Below are 20,112 nucleotides of genomic sequence, written 5' to 3' on the forward strand. Positions count from 1 at the left end.
ATTTTACCTTTTTACTGTTTTTAATTTTTTAAAGAGTGCCAAGTTCGACTCGTTATTAGTGATGGCCTCGATGATATTAACGCCTTTACTACTTAAGGCCTGTGCCACAAGCTTATTAAAGTCATTCTTCGTTTCACAGCACTGATAAGTCAGTCCATCAAATGCCTTAATTAGACGATCGAATCGGTCTTGGTGTGGCGTTGTAAGAAGTGGAAGAAATTCTTTTTCTTTTGATATTGGAAGAAGGTTAAAAATATCACCTTGGAAATTATTAATAATAATTACTGTTAGGTTCTTTCCAGCATTGGCCGCTTCTTCAAGCATGTAAAGAGAGTTTAAGTCGTGTTTAAATGAAATGTCACCAAGAACAAGAAGTTTTGGTTTATCATTCTCATCACTAAGCCCAACAAGAGTTGCAACAAAGCCTTCGATACCACTTACACCGCGGTTACTAAATACATTAACATTTGATCTGTAGTTGCTAGACACAAAGTTATCAAAACTGCGTACAATCGTTGAGTTACCAACTAGTAGGTCGTAATTGTCATCGATATTTTCAATGATATTCTTAGAAATAAAAGGTTGAGTAAGCTCTTCCTCTTCAATGATGGTCCTTTTCTTCTCGACAAAGTCATGCCACATAACAGGTGGGGCCTGATTTAATTCAAGCTTAACAAGCCCATTTAAAAATGACAGTGGGTCACAGATAATTTTATGTGTATTCGAAAAACCAGGGTCATGATCAAAGTCCACATTTGTCACGTGGATTAGCTCACAATTATTTCTTTCTAAGTAATTATAGTAGTGCTTAGAAACTAAGCGGCCACCAATATGAATAATGATATCTGGTGGATTTTGCTCATAAACATCTAAGACTTCTGGATGATCAAAATTAGGTGTTAGGTAGTCTTCTAAGCAGAACTGATACTTAAGTCCACTCGTAAGATCAAGATACTTTGGGACTTTGATTTTCATTAGGGCATCTTGGTAGTGCTCAAGATCTTTTTTCCCATCTAGCTTTCCGATAACAAGAAGAATATTTTTCGCTTCAACAAGTTTTTGTCCTAGTTCAAACTCCATTTGATAAGTTTGATAGGCACTTGAAATAACCTTTGCTCCATTTGCGTTAAAGCTTACTAATGCCTTTTCTAAATATTCTTTAGAAATAGGCATTGGAGTGGAGTCCAGTGGCTCTCTGAGAGGAAGGTTAATATGTACTGGTCTCTTATTGATCTTTGCCCTTCCAATGGCCGTTGAAATTAAAGTTCTAAGTCTTGTGGCACTTAATGCTTCATTTGGTGCCTCTAAACTTAGGTTATAACAAGTGTGATCAGCGATAACACTTAGTTGGTCAATGGTTTGATTCGAATCAGTCTTAACTAATTCACTTGGCCTATCGGCCGTCAGTATAATTAGTGGAAGCCCCGATTTATTTGCTTCAATAATGGCCGGTGCGAAATTGGCCATGGCCGTTCCTGAAGTACAAGTCAGTAGGGGAATTGAATCCGAGACCTTTGAGCGCCCTAGGGCCCTATAGCTTAGTGCTCTTTCATCAAAGTATGAGAATGTGTCAACTAACTCATGGTAGTGAGCAGCTGCAAGAACAGGGGCATTACGCATACCAGGTGCCGTGTAGAACTGTGTAATTGAGTTCTTTGCTAACTCATCAACAATAATGGATGCCCAAAGTCTCGAAAGGTTTTCTGTTATTGGAAATTTGTCCATGATTTGGCCTTGATAACTTCAGTGAAGTTTTTCATTTTATTTGTGGTTTCATTCCATTCTTTTTCAGCTGAAGAGTCTTTGACGATTCCACAACCAGCATAGATATGAAGGTCTGTTTTATCCACAAGAGCACACCTCAGTCCTACAGCAAATTCAGTTCTGTCTTTTGAAAAATACCCAATTGGTGCGGCATAGAGTCCTCTCGAATTTGTCTCGAGTTCACTAATGAGGTCCATCGCTAGAGGCTTTGGAAGTCCCGCTACAGCTGGAGTTGGATGCAGGTGAGTGATCAAGTCACTACGTTTTGCATTATCATTTAAGACGGCCTCATACTTAGTATGAATATGCTGAATATACTTTAGCTTTAAGATTTGCTCTTTCTTTGTGATTTCAATATCACTTGCAAGATTAGCAAGTGTATCTTCAATATAACTAGAAACATGCCTGTGTTCTTCTAGCTCTTTTGTATTTGTTAGAAGTGTTTGTTCAAGAGCATCGTCCTCTTGTTTATTTGCACCTCTTTTTGTCGTCCCTGCAAGACTATCAATAAAGATCTTTCTGCCATCAAGCTTAAATAGAGTCTCAGGTGTGACACTATAGAAACATTGGTGAGGCGAAAATTGAAATAAGATATTGTAGCTATTGTGGCTATTATTCTCTTTTAGGGTCTTAAATTGTCCATAAGAAGAAATTGGATTCTTAAAAGAAACCTTAAGTTTTCTTGAGAGAACAATCTTTGATATCTGTGAGCGATTTATTTTTGAAACTGCGGCCTTAACAATTTTATTCCACTGGTTCTTACTCGTTTCAGACACATTCTTCGTAATATGGTTATAATCTGTAAGGGTATGCTTTGGGTTTGGATCTAAAGTGATCGCAAGCTCGTGTAGAGCTTGCTTCTTATTTTGCTCATCTGCAAAGAAAGAATTTGGTAGAATCACATTAATGTCAACGCCTTGAGGAGTTGATTCAATTAAGACCTTTGGCACAAAGTAAGAGCAATCTTCAAGGCCGTGCCACTCAAGTGAGTCTGCTTCAGCTTTAAAACGTTGTGCGCCACAGATTTTTAAGAAGTCATGAGATTCTATTAGGCGCTCAATATCTTCGTAGTGATAAAGAGAGCTAAAGTCACGCCAAGAGCCTAATGCTAATAACTCTGTGTCCTTGTCTTTATTTAAAAAGTAAAACTTCTTAAAAGTTTGAAAGTGATCAATAATTGATGAAATATTATTAAAACCAGCTTCAAACTTATAGAGGCTATATTCGCTACCTTTGATTAAATCCTCGCTTGAGCAATCAAGCTTAATCAGGGCATTGATAATATCAATTTGAAGGTTGTTAGCAGATAAACGCAATTACTTCTCTCCAATGTAAAGAGTGGCAATTCCAAATGTTAGAGTAATAAATCTGACATTCTTAAACCCTGCCTTTGTCATCTCATCTGCAAATTCTTGTCCATATGGAAAGTCTTCAACTGTTTGATTTAGATAAGTGTAGGCATCCTTGTGCTTTGAAATTAGGTTTCCTACAAACGGTAGTAAGTATCTAAAGTAGAAGAAATAGATGCCACGAAATACGAAGTTCTTTGGAATTGAAAATTCAAGGACAAAGCTTCTTCCACCTGGGCGAATAACTCTGTACATATTTTGTAGAGATTTTTTAAAATCAGGAAAGTTTCTGATACCAAAACTTACACTTGTTACATCAAATGTCTCATCGGCCGCTGGAATCTCAACTCCATCACCAATGTGCATCTTTGCTTTATGTTCTAATTTCTTTGCGACAATTTTTTTCTTACCGATCTCAATCATACCTTTCGACAGGTCAATTCCTGTTACACTCTCGACGTTTTTTGCGCGGGCAAGGGCAATTGTTAAATCCCCCGTTCCACATGCAAGATCTAGGCATTGAAGCTTTTCTTTCTTTGGAAGGTTGGCAATAACCACCTTACGCCAGTAAATATCAATACCAAACGAAAGGATATGATTTAGTAAATCGTATGTACCAGCGATCTTATCAAAGATCTCAAATGACTTCGTTTTTCTTGTAGCAAGCTCTTTACCTCTCATATTTAATTAGTCCTTCTGCGGTGCAGTGTTTATCAATAGTATTTGCGTTATATTAATCATTTACGGCCCCTTTCGACAAGTGGTATTACTATTAAAACGGAAAAAACTATGAACGAATTTTTTGAAAGCATCCCTCCACAAATTTTAGAGAAAGCGGTCAATATTGACCTCGATATTAAGTCTGAAAACTGCCTTAAATCTATTAAGGAAGTTCTTGCTAAAACTGTTTTATCTGGTGGAAAACGCCTGCGCCCAATGTTGACATATTTAATGGCCGATTTTTTTAATGCGCATGAAAAAGAGGATGTGACGATTTGTGCCCGTGCAATTGAAATGGTTCACGCCGCTTCTCTTGCGCACGATGACGTTATTGATGGCGCAACGCAAAGGCGAGGAAATCCTTCAATTAATGTTGAAGCATCAAATAAGAAGGCCGTTCTTGCTGGTGACTACCTGCTTGCTGACGTCATTTTAAGTCTATCAAAAATTGGTTCAATAAAAGTTCTACAGAGCATGTCTCAGGTTATTCAAGAGCTTGCTATCGGTGAATGGGTTCAGTCAGATGCGCTTGAGTCCCGTCAGTACTCAAAAGAAGTTATTGAAAATATCGCCTTCCATAAAACTGCTTCAGTGATGGGGTGGTGTTGTTGGTCAGGGGCCTATCTTGGTGTCGAAGACGAAGAGTTAGCAAAAAAGGCCGCACGCTTTGGACACCTCATTGGTATCGCATTCCAGATGGTCGATGACACTCTTGATTTCAGTGATGGAGAGAGCTTAAAAGATGCTCATCTTGATCTTGAGCAAAACTTAGTTAACTCAGTTGTCTACGACTACCTCGCGGCAAATCCACTTAAGATGGATGCTTATAAAAAAGGTGGCGAACTAAAGGAAATCGTTAATCTCGATGAGATCTCTGCAAATGTGGCCAATATTAAAAATGAGGCAACAGCGTTAATTGACGAAGCAAGTGATATTCTTCATGAGATTCGTACCGAGTTAATCTCTCGTGGATTCAATGAAGAGCGCTTATCTGAAACGATCAAGCCTCTTGAGCTTATTGGTGGCTTCATTCTAAATCGCCAAGTTTAAGATTCTTAATAGTTTAAATTTTGATCATTATTTTACGAATAAAATATTTTAGGCCAAGCTTAAGCTCGGCCTTTTTTAAAGTCTAAACGTTGCCCAGATAGGGAAGTGATCACTTGCCTTTTTAAGCTCGATGGCATCATCATCAATACAAGTCACACGCTTATCTAATCCTTTAACCATATACTTTGGTAGCTCACTTGGGGGCGTACAAAAGACATTGCCTTTATTAACAAGCGTCTCTGGGTTATAGATTCCAGCATCCATGAGCTTTAGGCCCCTGTAAGCAATATAATCTAGTGTTAGTGGATTGCGATTGCTGGCAAAAGTCTGGCGCTCATTTGTTGGCCCTGGATTTTTGAGCCAAGGACTTAGGTGATTAAATAATCTTCTAAGAACAACAGAACCAGGATTATTCATATAAATTGAAGTGTTGAAGTCACCCATAATGATCACTCGATCTTCTTTATGAATCGGTTTTAAGTGAGCATACTTCTTTGGAAGTTTGACATTAAAGTTAGTTGCCCCTGTTACATACCACTCAAGAAAACGAAGTTGGTCGCGGTTTCTTTCATAATTTGGCGTTTGGCGATTCCCAAAGTGGTAGCTTGGAACTGTGTGAAGAAGAATCATATGTACTTCTTTATCGGCCACTTCAATTACGAGGTGAGTGAAGCTCTTATCAAAAAGTTGCATCTCTTTTGGAAGTTTTTTTCCACTACCATCGCGAAATTTTGAAAAGTCAGCGGCCGGATTAAACTCTTTCCACTGAAGATCTTTTACGATAATTTCTTCTTTAATTGGATGCTTTGAAGCAAACCCTGTTGAATACTGACCTGGGAAAAGCCCATAATTTACTTGGTCGGCATTCTTGCGATCTTTAGTATACTTACCATTAACTTTCTTCGCTTTATTTCCAGTGTTGGCCTGAGTAAAACTAAAGGCAAACTCACTTGTATCTTCTTTTAATTGGCCTAAGAGCTTTTCGAGATTCTTTCCATTAGGAAGGTCGTATTGAATCTCATTTACGCTAATGGCATCAAAATCAAGCTTCTCTAGAATATTTTTAACACTCGTAAGCTGATCATTCTTCTTACTTAGTTTAGTTGTATCAAGTTCCTTAATATTCCAATGGACGAGATGAATTTCATCATCTCGTCTATCATTAGAGGCACAAGAAGCACCGATTAAAATAAAAAGTGTTATTAAAAGAAGATTTGTCGTTTTCATTACAGTAGGAATTCCTTTGCGTCTTTTGCACAAGCTTCTTCAACTTCTTCAACTGTTTTAGGAATCATGTGAGATAGATTCTCGTATCCATCATCAGTGATAAGAATATTGTCTTCGATACGAATTCCAATCCCTTTTAACTCTTCTGGAATATTTGTGAATTCATTATTGAAGTAAAGTCCTGGCTCAATTGTAAAGATACAACCTTTTGTGAAAGTCATTGGATCTTTTGTCCCTTCAATTAAGTAAGGGTTTTGATCGTGAACATCAAGCCCTAGCCAGTGACCTGTTCCATGAGGGAAGTATTTTCTGTGATTTGCTTGTTCAATATTTGAACTAACAGTCCCTTCAAGAACTTTAAGATCAATTAGACCTTGAGTTAGGATTTCACTTACTTTGTTATGAAGCATTGTTGCGTTGTTACCAGGTTTAGATAATTCAATGGCCGCAAGTTGTGACTCAAGAACGATATTATAAACTTCTTTTTGAATTCCCGTGTACTTTCCACTAACTGGAAAAGTTCTCGTGATATCTGTTGCATAACCATTTAACTCACTTCCTGCATCAATAAGAAGAAGATCACCTTCATTTAGAACTTCATCGTTTTTGATATAGTGTAAGCAGTTTGCATTATTTCCACCTGCGATAATATTGTCATATGCACTTCCTTGAGTTGGCCCTTTCATAAAAAGGTAAGTCATAAGTGCATTCACTTCTTGTTCTGTTACTCCTGGACGAGCAAGTGCCATTGCCGCACGGTGAGCACGATCTGTTACGATCATCGCTTCTCTCATCGTAGCGATTTCTGTTTCATCTTTAATAAAACGCATCTTCTCAATAAGGTGACCTACGTTTTTAAATGTGTCTGGTGGAAGTTCTTGTTGAGCTCTTTTCTTGTGAAATAAAGAACCAGCGATTCTTCTTGCCTTATCTGCAATATCTGTGCGCTCACTTAGGTGAACATAGAGACTCTTGTGTCCAGGAAGAAGTTCTTCTAATTTCTTATCAAGCTCTTCAATTGAGTAACCTTCATCTGTTCCAAGAAGCTCACTTGCTTTTTGTGGCCCAAGTCTTTTTCCTGCCCACATTTCTGCAATTTCATCTTTTGGACGAACAAAGATAATCTGTTTTTCAACACCATCTTTCTTTGAAAGGATAAGAGCACTATCGGCTTCATTAAGCCCTGTTAAATATCGAAAATTTGAGTTTTGGCGAAATGGAAATTCAGTATCATTGCTCTTATGAGCATATGTAGCGGAAGCAATTACAGCAATTCCGTCATCCATCATTTCTAGTAGCTTTTTACGGCGGTTTATATAGACATTATTTGTCATTGAATACCTCACTTTTTATGGGGTTATCCTATCAAAGTATGCCCAAAACGCAAAGAGGGCGCCCTGGAAAAGGCGCCCCCTTCTTACAACCAAAATCTAATGGAGTATTAGATTTATTGAAATATTATTGATTAGTATCTTCTCATACAAGTGTCACGACGGTGGCTATATCTTGCGTCCATCGAACAGTCACTTGTAGCTTTTTGACATGCACGACTTTCTGCTTCATATGCTGTTGGCGCTGTAGCACTTGAAGTGTAAGTTTGAACAACTCGCCCTGAGATTGTTCCATTTGCAATTCTATCCACAGTACAAAATCTTGTCACTGTTGGGTTTGGTCTTGGTGGCCTAGAACCTCCACGAACTTTCTCACAAGAGAATTTCCATGGGTTTTGCTTTGTGTATCTTGCATCAAAACACTTATCATCTGCTTTACGACAAGCTTGGTGCTCGTTATTTGCTTGAGCTGTAAATGTATTAACAACTCTGCCATTTTGTGTATTAACTAGATTAAATGAACAAACTTCTTTTCTTTGGTGTGGTGGTGGTACTGGCCTTCTTGAAGTAACTGTACATGTTGCACGAGCGACAACGCGGTCATATGACCTTCTGTCTTGTTCGCGTGTACATTGCCTTAGGGCCTGGCGACAAGCAGCTTCAAAGTTGTAATCATACGATGAGAATTTATCAATTGAGCGTCCATTTCTGGCAACCATATCAACATGACAAGTCTCGGCCATGGCCATTGCAGATGTAACTAATAAAGCAGCAGCAACTAAAAATTTTTTCATAAATAAAACCCCTCTCGTTTCTTTTATTTTGTTAATTTAGTTTTATGAACAAAGAACAAGAGTGACAATTTCAATAATTTAGCGGGCCAGAAATTAGGCCGAATGTAAGAAATTCTAAGAATTTTCACAAAAAATGACATTTTAAACTTATACATTTTACAAAAATACACTGATTTTGGGCCCCTAATGTCACTATTTTGCCGATTATGATCAATATTTAAAATTTATTCACACTTACTTTTGGCGCCGCCGATCATTTATCTATGGAAATGAGCTTCTTTGATCGAGTTAAAATTCACGCCTTAAGCAATGAGTACGTTAACCTAAGAACTGTAGGACAGCAGGTATACTGCAATGATCAGCTAGTCTGTAGTCCAACGACTTGGGATCGTAAGCTTTTGCGTCACTCTTATGCCCTTTATGGTGTAATCAAAAGGGAAGTGATGCAAATTCGCTTTCACTTGGCCGGTGATGTTATTTTAGAGTCAAAAATTTTTAAGGGGACTTCGCAAAGCGTTTCTGATTATAAGACGATTATGAACGCAATGCTGGAGCTTGAGTCTCAAGCGCGAAAGTGTGGCCTAGAGATAATTAAGGCCGAAATTGGCCATACTCATCTAAGTTCATGTCATATCGATAAGAATAAGTTTAAGCTTTGTTTATTATCTAAGAGTGATCTCGAGGTTGCGAGACGTTTGAAACAATTTAGGGATTATCCGATTGAAATAAAGGCCATCGCAAAGGATGGCCTAGTATTTAAAAAAATCTTTAAGTAAATCTCGGTTACTTTAGAAGCTTAATGACACGTTCCTTACCAATTGTGCGGATAAACCCTGCAAGCTTTGGCCCTTTTTCACGTGAAATTAATTTTTGATAAATTGGTGCAAAAATATCTGCAGGCTTAAGTTCTAGCTCGTGCATAATTTCATACATCTTATCATTGAACTCTTTGTCATCTGCAATTGAGTCCCACTCTGATTCACAAAGAGCAACTAGCTTATCAAGGTATGTACGCACACTTTCCTCAAGAGGCATATCAACTGCTTCTTTATTGATAGCAAATTTAAATTCCTCTGGAGCATTTTCTTGTAGCCAGTGAAGAGCACATGCACTTCTTTCTCTAAAGCGTCTTTCGTCTCTATCATTCTTAATTTGGTCAGCATAGAAAGCACGAGCGGCCTCAATGTCACCATCATTAATTTGAAGAACATTACAAAGGTGTCTAAAAGATGGTTGGAATGGACATTCAGCTGGATGCTCACCAATTTGTGATAATTCCAGAACTCTTTTTGCCATGGCAACTTTCTTCTCGTTACCTTGTTCAAGCCCATAAGCTAGACGTTCTTGACGATCGTAATCTTCATAAGTCTTAAGAACATCAAGGTCAAATGAGATCGCAAAGTCGACGTTTGTTTTATATGAAGCAAAGATCCAACGAACCATTTCTGGCTCATATACTTTTAGAATATCATTTACAGTAACAAGGTTACCTTTCGAAGAACTCATCTTCCCACCAAGGCCTTTAATTGATACGAAATCGTACTGAAGGTAAATTGGTGCTTCCCAGTCAAAGATCTTTACAATGTCTTTTGCTGTTGTAAATGATCCACCTTGTGAAGAGTGATCCTTTCCACCTGGTTCAAAGTCAACCTTTTCAAATGCCCAACGCATTGGCCAGTCAACTCGCCAAGGAAGCTTTACAAGGCTTGTTGTATTAATATCGATTTCACCTTCATAGTCATGCTCATTATGCTTGTAGCGTAACTTGCTTTCTCCATCCCATGAAAGAATTGTCGTCTTATCAGTCTTATACTTTTCACAGTAAACAGATACAGGATAGTAGTCATCACCATATGGTTCTTTTCTGTACTGGTTTAGAATATCGCGAATTTCAAATCTCTTATTAAGAGCAAGTTTAATCTGGTCCTTATAATCACCAGCGCGATATTTCTTTGCTTGATAGATTGGCTCAACGTCAACACCAACTTTTCTAAGTTGTTCTTCAAAGTTGTGCTCGTGGTGAGCAGCATAACTATCATGTTCTCCAAATGGATCTGGAGTATCTACGATTGGTTGAAATAGGTACTGAGCTAATTCGTCTTGTTTAGGAAGGTTTGCTGGAATTTTTCTGAATGTGTCGTAATCATCCCATGAAAAGATGAAGCGAACATTCTTACCACGAGCGCGTAATCCACGTGCTACAAGGTCAGTTGTGATTACTTCTCTAAAGTTTCCAAAGTGAACAACTCCTGAAGGAGTGATCCCACTGGCAACAACGTAGTCGTCTTTGTCGCCATGTTGGCGGATGATGCGGTCTGCCGTCATATCGGCCCAGTGAACAAGATTTAATTTTTGTGTCATATGATACCTACTGCTTAAACTATATAAATCGAAATTGCTCACACTATAACAAAATAATTTCACGTAGTTAAGATTTTTAATGATATTTTGGCCACTTTTATGCTAGATTTTAAGCATGTTTGCAGCATTAATTAAGGCCGCCATTTTCTATTTTATCTTTATCCAGATAAGAAAGTTTCTTCGAAACTCTGGTGCACTCTCAGGTTCTAAGCCTTCGCCCCAAAAATACCAACAATATGATCATTCGGCGCACCGTTCGAATCATCAGTCTCAGCAAGGGCCAAACTCATCAAATGATAAAGATGTGATCGAAGCTGATTATCGTGTTATTGATTAATTAATTGTAAGAAATTAACAGAACCCAATTTGCTTTTTTTGTTAAAATAAGAGTTAAGTATTATATTTTTTATTGGAGTTTCTAATGCTTAAAAAAATCGGTTCAGGCTTTCTGTGGCCTATCTTGATTGCTCTTATATTCTCTTCTTGTGACGACTATGGAGAAGCTGGAGATAGTGATCGCGGTGTTATTCGCGCTGGTCAGGCCTTAGAAATCTCAAATACTTTACTAACTGATATCAGCTTAACTCGTCTAACTAAAATGTGTGAAGCTCTTGAAGAGTATCACGATAATATTTTAAGAAGTCGTTTTTCAGAAGACTTTATCTTTTCTCGTCGTCAAAAAGTTTACGGTGACCCTACTGTTAGAGATATCTCTAATATTGGTGTCTATATTGACGTTCCTAATGATTATCAGACAACTCCTGTCTTTAAAGGGACAAGGGGAGTCGTTAAGAATTTTATTACTCAAATCCCAACTGAAAATAATCTCTATATGGCCTCTTTGTGTGACTATACATTAAATAATGTTGGCCCAGCACCGAAGGTTCAAGAATTAGTTGGATCTCGTTACTATGTTTATAATGTTGTGTCTGACGATCGTTTGAACGTTGGGATTTATACTAAGCATAATGATTCAAAATACTATTTATATCGTTCATACCAGTATCGCTTTGATATCAATAAGGCCTCTCGCTACTACGGAATGGCCATTGAGCAGAGTGAGATTTTCATTAGCGATCACTCTGGTAAGGACTATAAATTAATCTATCAAAAATTTCTTAGAGCTGATTAAATAAAAAGAACGAGTTTAGCTCGGTCTTTTTTGTCTTCTTATTTCATATTCATTGGGGGGAGGGGTTATCTCATCTCGATTAAATCTTGATGGATATATTCAATATCTTCTTCTAACGCTTTTAAGTATTCCGGTGAAATTTCACTAGGGAAGTCATTGAGATGAGTAAGTTCATCTGCCATGTTATGCAATTCATTAGCATAATCTTGGCCAGCAATATCTCTCATCTTTGCATATTCAAAGATTGCTAAATTCAGCTTCTTAGTCATCTCTTTTAACTTTTGGTCCTGCTGTAGCATTTGAGGGATATTATTAATTGATCTCTCATCATCTCCGCTAAGCGGGATAGCAGCAAGGGCGTGGGATGAAATGAATAGTGCAAGTAGTAGTGCTTTCATGATTCCATTTTAGCACTTTCTAAAATGACATTCTTTAATAGGTGTAAGGCTTACAAGGGTGTATTAGTGATTGACAGGTTTTCAGTTTCGCAGATTCCTGTTCGTGTTTTTCATAACTTAACAGGAAATCTGCACTGATAATAAGCTTATAGCCCTAGGCGAGCATTCACTTCTTTTTCGTCTGCTTGGCCAGCTTCAATTGAATTCTTGATGACCATTAGGGCCTGTTGGCTAAGAAATCTCTTATCTGCTGTTGCAACAGAAAGGTCGATATGTTTTTGATTATCAATTGTTGAATACTTCACAAGTGGTTTTACAATTTCAATCGCTTCATCAAGCGTTGGTAACTTACTCACTTTTTACTCCTTTTAAATCTTTAATAGAGATAAGAATACACGATTTTGATAGGCCAGAAAATAAAAAAGGTGACAAGTTCAATTAAGTTTCTATAAAATTTACTGTAAGACAATAAAAAACACATACAAATTTTGAGAGAGTAGAACTAAAACAAAGGATTGTTTAATGATTAAAATCGCAATGTCACGAGCGATGATGGGGCTCATTTTCTCTATCATCGGCCTAAGTACTTATGCTCAGGATTATGGTCAAACGGAAGTTGATCTACAAGAGCGAATTAACGAATTCTTTGGCATAATTAATGGAAAATACTTTCCAGTCTTATTCTGGGAAATTCCTTTTATCCAAATGCCATTAATATTATTTGTCATGGTTTTTGGTGGCCTCTTTTTTACGATTCGAATGGGATTTATCAATGTGCGACTATTTAAACACGCTATTGATGTTATTCGTGGAAAATATGATAACCCAGAAGATGAGGGTGATATCACTCACTTTCAGGCCCTAACCTCTGCACTCTCTGCAACAGTTGGTCTTGGTAATATTGCAGGTGTGGCCTTAGCTATTGGTAAAGGTGGCCCAGGAGTTGTTCTTTGGTTATGGATCATTGCCTTCTTTGGAATGTCGATGAAATTTGCCTCATCAACATTTGGTCAAATGTTTAAGCACAAAACTTCTAGTGGTGACATGTTAGGTGGCCCAATGGTTTACCTTACTCAAATGTTTAAGCTTACGAAATTTGCTTGGATTGGAAAGTTTCTTGGTATCTTCTATGCTGTTATGACTATTGGTGCTTCATTTGGTGGAGGAAACCTTTTCCAAGCAAACCAAACTTTTAAAATTATTGCGGATCAACATCCTGATGCTTCACCATGGGTTGTTGGAATTGTTCTAGCTTTCTTGGCCGGTGTTGTTCTAGTAGGTGGTATTAAAAAAATCGGTAATGTAACTTCAAAGCTAGTACCGATTATGTGTGCTTTCTATGTTTTTACATGTCTGGCAATTATTCTATCTAATTATCACAATATTCCACATATGTTCTCTTTGATCTTTAAAGAGGCCATGACTCCTGATGCGGCCTTTGGTGGTGCCTTTGCTGTAATGCTTGTTGGGATCCAAAGAGCGTCATTCTCGAATGAGGCCGGACTTGGTTCTGCTGCCATTGCTCACTCTGCTGCTAAAACTAGTGAGCCAGTAAGAGAGGGTGTTGTTGCTATGGTTGGTCCAGTTATTGATACTCATATTGTTTGTACAATTACGGCACTAACTCTTCTTGTAACAGGAGCTTATGAGAATCCAGCTGTTGCTGGTAAGGGAGTTGAGATGACTGCTTATGCATTTTCAACTCTTGGGGACTGGGCACCATATTGTTTACTGATGGCAATTTGTGTTTTTGCATACTCAACAGTTATCTCATGGTCTTATTATGGAGAAAGAGCGACTTTATTTCTATTTGAAAAATCGATTGGATTTAATAGTGTGAAGATGTATCGTCTTTGTTATGTCTTTATTATTATCTTAGGGCCTGTTCTTAAAATTGGTCATGTTCTAGACTTCGCAGACTTAATGCTACTTTCAATTGCTTTCCCTAATATTATTGGGATGGTTTGTTTTTCTAATCTACTTAAAGCAAAAGTGAATGATTATTTATCACGCTTTAATTCAGGACAAATGAAAACTTATAACTAGATATGAAGAGGCCCGATTATTTAATTTGAATCGGGCCTTTGTTTTATTTGTAAATTTTAATTGATTCGATTTCTTTTAGGTATTCAGCATGGCCTCTCGTTTCAAATTCTCGTAGCTCACTCATGCTCCCAAGTCGATTGACCCAGTCTTTGACAAATTCCGTTCCGTTAATAAGATCGATGGCAAGTTTGCCAAAAGCGTACTCATAATCCTTTGCATCCCACTCAAATTTGTCTCCTAAGGCACGCTTGAACTCGCGACACAGATACTGAGAGACTTGCCAAGATTTAAACTCTTTTTCATTTGTGACGTGAATATGAACACCACCGCAGGCACTTCCAGCATGCTTATTGAAGGTTGGCATGAAGTTAACTGGACGTAAAATGAAGCTTCCATTATCGATTTCTTTCAGTGTTTCCTTTAATGAGTCGACAAATGAGTAGGCTTCAATTGCTGGGTGACCTATGACCTCAAGGGAGCGAGTTGTTCCTCGGCCTTCACTTAAGTTTGTTCCTTCATAAAGGACGGTACCACAAAACGTTAGTGAACCCTCTGGTGTCGGAAGGTTTGGTGATGGGTTAACCCAAGAAAGCTGCGTGTCTTTCCAATGCATTGATCTAGTTAAACCTTGAACTTCAATGACTTCAAGCTCAACATCAAATCCTAATTTCTTCTTTGCAAACTTTGCGTATTCACCCATAGAAAGGCCATGTCGCTGAGGAATTTCAAGTGCACCCACAAAAGACTTAAACTCTGTCTCTAGAATATTTCCTTCAATCTTTTCTAAACCTACTGGATTTGGTCGATCGAGAATAACGACCTTAATCCCTTCTTTTGCACATTCTTCTAAAAGATAAGTAACCGTTGTGATGTATGTATAAACGCGAGTTCCTACATCTTGAAGATCAACAACAAAAGTATCGATACCTTCAAGCATCTCTTTAGTAGGCTTTCTAGTTTCACTATAAAGTGAGTAAACAGGGACACCAAAGAATGGGTGAGTGTAGTGGTTTGTCTCAACCATATTATCTTGTACATCACTGACAAATCCATGTTGTGGCCCAAAGAGTTTTTTGAATCGATCTCCAAAAATTTCCTTGAAAATAATTGGGGCGACCTTAAATTGTGAATCAACGCTAGCACTGTGACACAAAAGTGCGATATTTCCTGTTATTTTATTTTGTAAAGTTGCGTCATCTCTTAGACGCTCTAGTCCAATTTTTATCATAATTAATTTCCTTATTTGTCATATTTTATGGGCCTTTTTGACGAGTTGCAAGCTATTAAAATTGTACTTAATTCTGTATAATTAACTTTAGACAAAACACACCAAATTACACACAAACCTAGGGAGACACACGGATGAGACAATACTTAGATCTAATGAGACACGTGCTTGAAAATGGTCAGAAAAAAGAAGACCGTACAGGAACAGGAACGATTTCAGTTTTTGGTTACCAAGCTCGCTATAATTTAGAAGAAGGCTTTCCATTAGTGACAACTAAGAAGTGTCACCTTCGCTCAATCATTCACGAATTACTTTGGTTTCTTAAAGGTGATACAAATATTGCATACCTTAAAGAGAATAAAGTGCGTATCTGGGATGAGTGGGCAGATGAAAATGGTGATCTAGGTCCTGTTTATGGATATCAGTGGCGTCACTGGAAAACTCCAAGTGGAGAAGAGGTTGATCAAGTTGCAAACCTTGTAAAAGGTTTAAAAGAAAATCCATTTTCTCGTCGCCATATTTTAACGGCGTGGAATCCGGCAGATGTTGATAATATGGCCTTACCTCCATGTCACTCATTCATTCAATTCTATGTTTCACCTGATATGAAATTATCTTGTCAGCTCTATCAAAGATCTGCTGATATCTTCTTAGGTGTTCCATTTAATATTGCTTCATACGCACTTATGACAATGATGCTTGCTCAGGTTTGTGATTTAAAGCTAGGTGACTTTGTCCACACAATGGGGGACGCTCACCTTTACTTAAACCATATCGAACAGGCACAGCTTCAACTGACTCGTGAGCCACATGCACTACCGACAATGAAGATCAACCCTGAAGTTAAGTCGATATTTGAATTTAAATATGAAGATTTTACTTTAGAAAATTATGAGGCCCATCCACATATTAAAGGTGAGGTATCAGTTTGATTCTCTCTTTGATTGTTGGAATAGGAAAGAATCGCGAAATAGGTAAGGGCAATGATCTGCTTTGGCATATTAGCGAAGACCTTAAAAATTTCAAAAAGATAACAAGTGGCAAGCCGATTATCATGGGACGCAAGACCTATGATTCGATCGGCAGGCCCCTGCCTAAGAGACGCAATATCGTTATCTCTCGTGATCCTTCTCTTAAAATTGAAGGTTGTGATGTCTTCACTGACCCTGAAATGGTTTTAAATGAACTTAAGGAGTCCAACGTCGAAGAGGCCGTTGTTATTGGTGGCTCTTATATTTATGAGTATTACCTTCCTAAGGCCGATCGTATTTATCTTACTGAAGTTGAATTTGAAGGTGAGGCCGATGTCTTCTTTCCAGAATTTGATCGAAGTGAATTTAGAGTAAGTGATGAGGCCTTCTTTGAGAAAACAGAGAATTCCCCAGCTTGGAAATTCTCCGTTTTAAATCGATTATAATCTATTTGATTAATGTACTATCTTTCATAAGTTGAGCAAAGTTTCCATTGAGATTCTTTGCTACTTCTTTACCATCATGAATAAGTAGGACTGTTGTAAACGATTTATCATCTCCAACTTTTTCACCGACATTATCTGGTGAAATAGTGTAGCGTCCGGCCGCTTTAGCTATTGGCCACTCCATATCATCAAATGTTACGTAAGCAAGCTCTGAACAAACAATTCTCTCATCTGTTTCAACATCAAAATTAAAGTCATAGACCTTACCAACTTGTTTAAAGGCGTTGATTAGGTAATCTTGTTTTTGTTCGCGAGTAAGTTCTCTTTGGTAGCGAACTGCTGCAAGATCATCAATATCCATAAAGTGGTGAAGGGTGTTGTATTGAACACCTGGTCTAAGGGCCTCAATAATTCTCTTTCCTTTATTTTCGATCTCATCATGAAATGGCACAACTTCTGGATGGTCCCAAATACCTAATTCTTGTAATTGGGCCTTGTTTCCTGTCCAAATAGCGACGTGTCCCCAGTGGCCTGGAATAAATTTATCCGTCAGTCTAAATGGTGTCTTTTCTAATAAAATATCAAGAGGCTCAAGTTGAGACTCAAGTTCTTGGATTCTCTCTGGTGTTGGATCATAAAGCTTTCCTCGTCTTGTTTGAACAAGCCCTGCTGTATTTCCAAAGCCTTTAGAGACAACGTGAGTAACGTTATTCTTACTTTCTTTGAAGTAGTCACCAATATAGCGCCAGATCATTGAAAGCTTTCTTCCAAGTATGCCTTTTTTAAATTCTTTGTTTAATTTATCAAAGCTCTGAGATGACTGAATAAGCGAGTCAAGGTAGTAATTTGCTCTATCTGGTCTTACTTCATTATCATAGTCATACTTTAGAAGTTCTTGATAGATAGCTAAGCCTCGTTCAATACGATTATAATTATCGTATTTGTTATAGCTATATGTAATTTTTGCGAGTTGGTTTTTTAATTCAGCATTATCGTAGTTGACAAGGTGTCGAATTTTTTTCATCTCTTGAATTTGAGACAGAACAATCATGTAGTTATCATACATCACAAGAGATGTGGCGATGGCCATTTTCATATCATAGATTAAGGCCTTTCCAAGTTCATCAGTAGGATTGATCGTAATTTCTTTATACTTTTGCCAACGATAGTTTTCGTTAGCATCTCTTTTTTGATTGTGATTTGTTCTTACTTTTTTCTTCTTCTTTAAAATTTCAGAAGGGCGATCCGTTACAATATATATTTCATTATATTTGTCGACTATCCATTTTGTTTCTTCAACTTTTGGCCATACTGAATCTCTAAAACGCTTATAGGTCTCAGTGCCTTCTTCATGCATTGTTGTGATCTGATTGCTTTTTAAAACCTTTTGCTCTTGAATATCGATGATGAAGTCGATGGCCTTGTGTCGCCATACGAGAATTTCTTCAATTCTATTTTGATAATTTTCTAGTTCTTCATGATCATAATAGGTTTCAATTTCTGGGCCGTAGAGGCTAACAGAGGAGATCTTCCTACTATTGATATTCGCATAGTCTTTACTACAGCTTGAAACAAATAAGCTGGTTGCCATTACGACAACTATGGCGCTTTTTCTCATCATGGTAACTCCCTCACATTTATAGATATCGATTATTTATCGGTACATGTAGGGGAGTTTTTTAGTCTGATATTTGTTTTTTCAGTTTTTTCAGTAATTTATAGTACCTGTATCCCAAATTCTTCTAAGATTTTAGAAAGTGAGATAAGTGGTAGTCCAATAATCGATGAGTGATCTGGACATTCGACTGTATCAAAAAGAGCGATTCCAAGTGTCTCTAACTTATAGGCACCACAACTCCATAGAGGCTCATCGATTTCAATATAGCGCTTGATTTGTTCGTCACTAAGTTCTTTCATTGTCATTTTTGAAACAACGGTTTCAATAACTTGCTTATCCTTTGAGATAACAGCAATACTTGTAATTAGCTCATGGGTTTTACCCTGAAGGCGTTTTAGGTGATTAAAGGCATTTTCTGGGGTTTCTGGCTTATTAAAGATTTCACCGTTGAAGTTTAGAACTTGGTCGCCACCAATAATAATTGCATCTTGATTTGTTTTAAGTACTTCTTGGGCCTTTTGAAGAGAAAGTTCACGAGAGACTTCTAGGGGAGTAAGGCCTTGAGTTTTGATGGACTCTTCATCAATATTAGGAGAAATACATGTAAATTCTAGGCCTAGCTGTTTTAGTTGTGCTTGGCGAAATTGAGATGAACTTCCTAAGATTAATTGCATATTTTACTCCGTTAACGATTTAATCTAACTTAGCAAATCTATCACGCTTGGGCCATTCATGTTATACTTACTCAAACTTTATTGAGGTATTCTATGTCTGATAATAATGAAAAAAATAAGATTAAACCAAGCGAATTTCCATATCTGCATGGTTTTGATAAGGCCGAACAGGATCGTCTGCGAGCTCAGGCCCGTTTTGCAGAACAAACTGTTTATAAAGATGTGAATCTTTCAAGAGTAAAAGAATTAGTTGAGATCGGTAGTGGTGTTGGTGCCCAAACAGAAATCCTTCTTAGAAGGTTTCCTGATATGCATATCACTTGTGTTGATCGAAGCGAGCATCAACTTGCCTCGGCACAAGAGTTCCTTGGAAGTACTTTAAATGGTGCCTTTAAAGATCGATTTGAACTTCATCAAATGGATGCGACAAATCTGACTTTTGATTCAAGAAAGTTTGATGGGGCCTTTCTCTGTTGGATTCTTGAGCACGTACCTGAGCCAGCTAAGGTTTTATCAGAAGCTAGGCGAGTTTTAAGACCTGGTGGACGAATTTATATTACGGAAGTTATGAATTCAAGTTTCTTACTTGATCCATACTCACCTAATACTTGGAAATATTGGCAGGCCTTTAACGACTACCAATATGATATGGGCGGTGATCCTTTTATTGGTGCAAAGCTTGGAAATCTTCTGATGCAACAAGGTTTTAGAAATATTAAGGTGGAGTCGAAAACATGGCACCTTGATAATCGTCGCCCCGATAAGAGAAAGGAGTTTATTGATTATTGGTGTGAGCTCCTCTTATCTGCCGCTCCTCAACTTGTAAAAGAAGGCCGTGTGGACCAGCAGACTGTAGACGAAATGAAGGTAGAGCTTAAGAAGGTCTCAAACGACCCTAATGCTGTTTTCTACTATAGTTTTGTTCAGGCCAGTGCCAACGCTAATTAATTCAATGCTTTATGGCCCGTCTATTCTGTAGACGGCCATAACATTCTTTCATTTT

General features: G+C 37.7%; 20 protein-coding genes. 8 read left to right on the top strand and 12 right to left on the bottom strand.

Annotation, left to right across the window (positions count from 1 at the left end; translation table 11 throughout):
- Nucleotides 1–3: 3 nt before the first annotated feature.
- From menD to ubiE, 3 genes are read right to left on the bottom strand one after another with little or no spacing between them, the layout of a single operon-like run.
- The gene (gene menD / locus ACRXC1_RS07430) at nucleotides 4–1,725 is read right to left on the bottom strand and encodes a 2-succinyl-5-enolpyruvyl-6-hydroxy-3-cyclohexene-1-carboxylic-acid synthase (RefSeq protein WP_433657709.1); all 1,722 of its coding nucleotides are present in this window, start codon (nucleotides 1,723–1,725) and stop codon (nucleotides 4–6) included.
- Nucleotides 1,707–3,080: an isochorismate synthase gene (locus tag ACRXC1_RS07435; protein ID WP_392908261.1), complete on the bottom strand. Its 1,374-nt coding sequence runs from the start codon at nucleotides 3,078–3,080 to the stop codon at nucleotides 1,707–1,709. Before ACRXC1_RS07435 ends, menD begins: the two co-directional genes overlap by 19 nt.
- The gene (gene ubiE, locus ACRXC1_RS07440) at nucleotides 3,081–3,794 is read right to left on the bottom strand and encodes a bifunctional demethylmenaquinone methyltransferase/2-methoxy-6-polyprenyl-1,4-benzoquinol methylase UbiE (RefSeq protein ID WP_433657712.1); all 714 of its coding nucleotides are present in this window, start codon (nucleotides 3,792–3,794) and stop codon (nucleotides 3,081–3,083) included.
- A 108-nt stretch (nucleotides 3,795–3,902) separates the two neighbouring features.
- Here ubiE and ACRXC1_RS07445 point away from each other — a divergent pair, with 108 nt between their 5' ends.
- Complete coding sequence (locus ACRXC1_RS07445; RefSeq protein WP_433657714.1) at nucleotides 3,903–4,883, top strand: polyprenyl synthetase family protein; 981 nt, start codon at nucleotides 3,903–3,905, stop codon at nucleotides 4,881–4,883.
- Nucleotides 4,884–4,958: 75 nt separating this feature from the next.
- Here the strand turns inward: ACRXC1_RS07445 and ACRXC1_RS07450 are convergent, their stop codons facing one another.
- The 3 genes from ACRXC1_RS07450 to ACRXC1_RS07460 all read right to left on the bottom strand — a co-directional run bounded on the left by ACRXC1_RS07450 (nucleotide 4,959) and on the right by ACRXC1_RS07460 (nucleotide 8,235).
- Nucleotides 4,959–6,110, bottom strand: a complete 1,152-nt coding sequence (locus ACRXC1_RS07450; protein ID WP_433657716.1) for a hypothetical protein — start codon at nucleotides 6,108–6,110, stop codon at nucleotides 4,959–4,961.
- Nucleotides 6,110–7,444, bottom strand: coding sequence for an aminopeptidase P N-terminal domain-containing protein (locus ACRXC1_RS07455; protein ID WP_433657718.1), 1,335 nt, complete (start codon nucleotides 7,442–7,444; stop codon nucleotides 6,110–6,112). Before ACRXC1_RS07455 ends, ACRXC1_RS07450 begins: the two co-directional genes overlap by 1 nt.
- 131 nt (nucleotides 7,445–7,575) lie before the next feature.
- Nucleotides 7,576–8,235 (bottom strand): hypothetical protein, encoded by a 660-nt coding sequence (locus tag ACRXC1_RS07460; protein WP_433657720.1) that lies wholly within the window; start codon nucleotides 8,233–8,235, stop codon nucleotides 7,576–7,578.
- A gap of 263 nt (nucleotides 8,236–8,498) precedes the next feature.
- Between ACRXC1_RS07460 and ACRXC1_RS07465 the strand changes: the two genes are divergently transcribed.
- Entirely contained in the window at nucleotides 8,499–9,011 is a 513-nt protein-coding gene (locus tag ACRXC1_RS07465; RefSeq protein WP_433657722.1) for a hypothetical protein, read from the top strand.
- A 7-nt stretch (nucleotides 9,012–9,018) separates the two neighbouring features.
- On the opposite strand, the gene lysS is transcribed toward ACRXC1_RS07465, so the two are convergent.
- Entirely contained in the window at nucleotides 9,019–10,596 is a 1,578-nt protein-coding gene (lysS, locus tag ACRXC1_RS07470) for a lysine--tRNA ligase (RefSeq protein ID WP_433657724.1), read from the bottom strand.
- A 115-nt stretch (nucleotides 10,597–10,711) separates the two neighbouring features.
- Between lysS and ACRXC1_RS07475 the strand changes: the two genes are divergently transcribed.
- Together ACRXC1_RS07475 and ACRXC1_RS07480 are read left to right on the top strand one after the other, a co-directional pair.
- The gene (locus ACRXC1_RS07475) at nucleotides 10,712–10,933 is read left to right on the top strand and encodes a hypothetical protein (protein ID WP_433657726.1); all 222 of its coding nucleotides are present in this window, start codon (nucleotides 10,712–10,714) and stop codon (nucleotides 10,931–10,933) included.
- A gap of 84 nt (nucleotides 10,934–11,017) precedes the next feature.
- Nucleotides 11,018–11,728 (top strand): hypothetical protein, encoded by a 711-nt coding sequence (locus ACRXC1_RS07480; RefSeq protein WP_433657728.1) that lies wholly within the window; start codon nucleotides 11,018–11,020, stop codon nucleotides 11,726–11,728.
- A 65-nt stretch (nucleotides 11,729–11,793) separates the two neighbouring features.
- Here ACRXC1_RS07480 and ACRXC1_RS07485 read toward each other — a convergent pair whose 3' ends face one another.
- Nucleotides 11,794–12,126 (bottom strand): hypothetical protein, encoded by a 333-nt coding sequence (locus ACRXC1_RS07485; protein WP_433657730.1) that lies wholly within the window; start codon nucleotides 12,124–12,126, stop codon nucleotides 11,794–11,796.
- Between the two features lie 146 nt (nucleotides 12,127–12,272).
- Complete coding sequence (locus ACRXC1_RS07490) at nucleotides 12,273–12,482, bottom strand: hypothetical protein (protein WP_392908285.1); 210 nt, start codon at nucleotides 12,480–12,482, stop codon at nucleotides 12,273–12,275.
- Between the two features lie 166 nt (nucleotides 12,483–12,648).
- Between ACRXC1_RS07490 and ACRXC1_RS07495 the strand changes: the two genes are divergently transcribed.
- Nucleotides 12,649–14,172 carry an alanine/glycine:cation symporter family protein gene (locus tag ACRXC1_RS07495; protein ID WP_433657732.1) on the top strand — a complete coding sequence of 508 codons (1,524 nt, stop codon included), beginning with the start codon at nucleotides 12,649–12,651 and terminating at the stop codon, nucleotides 14,170–14,172.
- A gap of 43 nt (nucleotides 14,173–14,215) precedes the next feature.
- Here ACRXC1_RS07495 and ACRXC1_RS07500 read toward each other — a convergent pair whose 3' ends face one another.
- Nucleotides 14,216–15,400 carry an exo-beta-N-acetylmuramidase NamZ family protein gene (locus tag ACRXC1_RS07500; protein ID WP_433657734.1) on the bottom strand — a complete coding sequence of 395 codons (1,185 nt, stop codon included), beginning with the start codon at nucleotides 15,398–15,400 and terminating at the stop codon, nucleotides 14,216–14,218.
- Between the two features lie 134 nt (nucleotides 15,401–15,534).
- Here ACRXC1_RS07500 and ACRXC1_RS07505 point away from each other — a divergent pair, with 134 nt between their 5' ends.
- Entirely contained in the window at nucleotides 15,535–16,332 is a 798-nt protein-coding gene (locus ACRXC1_RS07505; protein ID WP_433657736.1) for a thymidylate synthase, read from the top strand.
- 8 nt (nucleotides 16,333–16,340) lie between these two features.
- Nucleotides 16,341–16,817: a dihydrofolate reductase gene (locus ACRXC1_RS07510; protein WP_433657738.1), complete on the top strand. Its 477-nt coding sequence runs from the start codon at nucleotides 16,341–16,343 to the stop codon at nucleotides 16,815–16,817.
- 1 nt (nucleotide 16,818) lies between these two features.
- On the opposite strand, the gene ACRXC1_RS07515 is transcribed toward ACRXC1_RS07510, so the two are convergent.
- Together ACRXC1_RS07515 and ACRXC1_RS07520 are read right to left on the bottom strand one after the other, a co-directional pair.
- The gene (locus tag ACRXC1_RS07515; RefSeq protein ID WP_433657740.1) at nucleotides 16,819–18,438 is read right to left on the bottom strand and encodes a YiiX/YebB-like N1pC/P60 family cysteine hydrolase; all 1,620 of its coding nucleotides are present in this window, start codon (nucleotides 18,436–18,438) and stop codon (nucleotides 16,819–16,821) included.
- A 95-nt stretch (nucleotides 18,439–18,533) separates the two neighbouring features.
- Nucleotides 18,534–19,109, bottom strand: a complete 576-nt coding sequence (locus tag ACRXC1_RS07520) for a Maf family protein (RefSeq protein ID WP_433657742.1) — start codon at nucleotides 19,107–19,109, stop codon at nucleotides 18,534–18,536.
- Nucleotides 19,110–19,202: 93 nt separating this feature from the next.
- On the opposite strand from ACRXC1_RS07520, the gene ACRXC1_RS07525 reads away from it, so the two are divergent.
- Nucleotides 19,203–20,057: a class I SAM-dependent methyltransferase gene (locus tag ACRXC1_RS07525; RefSeq protein WP_392908300.1), complete on the top strand. Its 855-nt coding sequence runs from the start codon at nucleotides 19,203–19,205 to the stop codon at nucleotides 20,055–20,057.
- Nucleotides 20,058–20,112 lie beyond the last annotated feature (55 nt).

Origin of the sequence: Halobacteriovorax sp. GFR8 (genome assembly GCF_050955245.1) — a bacterium.
GTDB lineage: Bacteria > Bdellovibrionota > Bacteriovoracia > Bacteriovoracales > Bacteriovoracaceae > Halobacteriovorax_A.

What these genes read in the sequence shown, in the direction of transcription:
- menD (WP_433657709.1), bottom strand. Translation starts at nt 1,725, where the DNA reads ATGGACAAATTTCCAATAACAGAAAACCTTTCGAGACTTTGGGCATCC.
- ACRXC1_RS07485 (WP_433657730.1), bottom strand. Translation starts at nt 12,126, where the DNA reads ATGAAAGCACTACTACTTGCACTATTCATTTCATCCCACGCCCTTGCT.
- ACRXC1_RS07480 (WP_433657728.1), top strand. Translation starts at nt 11,018, where the DNA reads ATGCTTAAAAAAATCGGTTCAGGCTTTCTGTGGCCTATCTTGATTGCT.
- ACRXC1_RS07450 (WP_433657716.1), bottom strand. Translation starts at nt 6,110, where the DNA reads ATGAAAACGACAAATCTTCTTTTAATAACACTTTTTATTTTAATCGGT.
- ACRXC1_RS07455 (WP_433657718.1), bottom strand. Translation starts at nt 7,444, where the DNA reads ATGACAAATAATGTCTATATAAACCGCCGTAAAAAGCTACTAGAAATG.
- ubiE (WP_433657712.1), bottom strand. Translation starts at nt 3,794, where the DNA reads ATGAGAGGTAAAGAGCTTGCTACAAGAAAAACGAAGTCATTTGAGATC.
- ACRXC1_RS07520 (WP_433657742.1), bottom strand. Translation starts at nt 19,109, where the DNA reads ATGCAATTAATCTTAGGAAGTTCATCTCAATTTCGCCAAGCACAACTA.
- ACRXC1_RS07475 (WP_433657726.1), top strand. Translation starts at nt 10,712, where the DNA reads ATGTTTGCAGCATTAATTAAGGCCGCCATTTTCTATTTTATCTTTATC.
- ACRXC1_RS07525 (WP_392908300.1), top strand. Translation starts at nt 19,203, where the DNA reads ATGTCTGATAATAATGAAAAAAATAAGATTAAACCAAGCGAATTTCCA.
- ACRXC1_RS07495 (WP_433657732.1), top strand. Translation starts at nt 12,649, where the DNA reads ATGATTAAAATCGCAATGTCACGAGCGATGATGGGGCTCATTTTCTCT.
- ACRXC1_RS07515 (WP_433657740.1), bottom strand. Translation starts at nt 18,438, where the DNA reads ATGATGAGAAAAAGCGCCATAGTTGTCGTAATGGCAACCAGCTTATTT.
- ACRXC1_RS07465 (WP_433657722.1), top strand. Translation starts at nt 8,499, where the DNA reads ATGGAAATGAGCTTCTTTGATCGAGTTAAAATTCACGCCTTAAGCAAT.
- ACRXC1_RS07505 (WP_433657736.1), top strand. Translation starts at nt 15,535, where the DNA reads ATGAGACAATACTTAGATCTAATGAGACACGTGCTTGAAAATGGTCAG.
- ACRXC1_RS07460 (WP_433657720.1), bottom strand. Translation starts at nt 8,235, where the DNA reads ATGAAAAAATTTTTAGTTGCTGCTGCTTTATTAGTTACATCTGCAATG.
- lysS (WP_433657724.1), bottom strand. Translation starts at nt 10,596, where the DNA reads ATGACACAAAAATTAAATCTTGTTCACTGGGCCGATATGACGGCAGAC.
- ACRXC1_RS07500 (WP_433657734.1), bottom strand. Translation starts at nt 15,400, where the DNA reads ATGATAAAAATTGGACTAGAGCGTCTAAGAGATGACGCAACTTTACAA.
- ACRXC1_RS07445 (WP_433657714.1), top strand. Translation starts at nt 3,903, where the DNA reads ATGAACGAATTTTTTGAAAGCATCCCTCCACAAATTTTAGAGAAAGCG.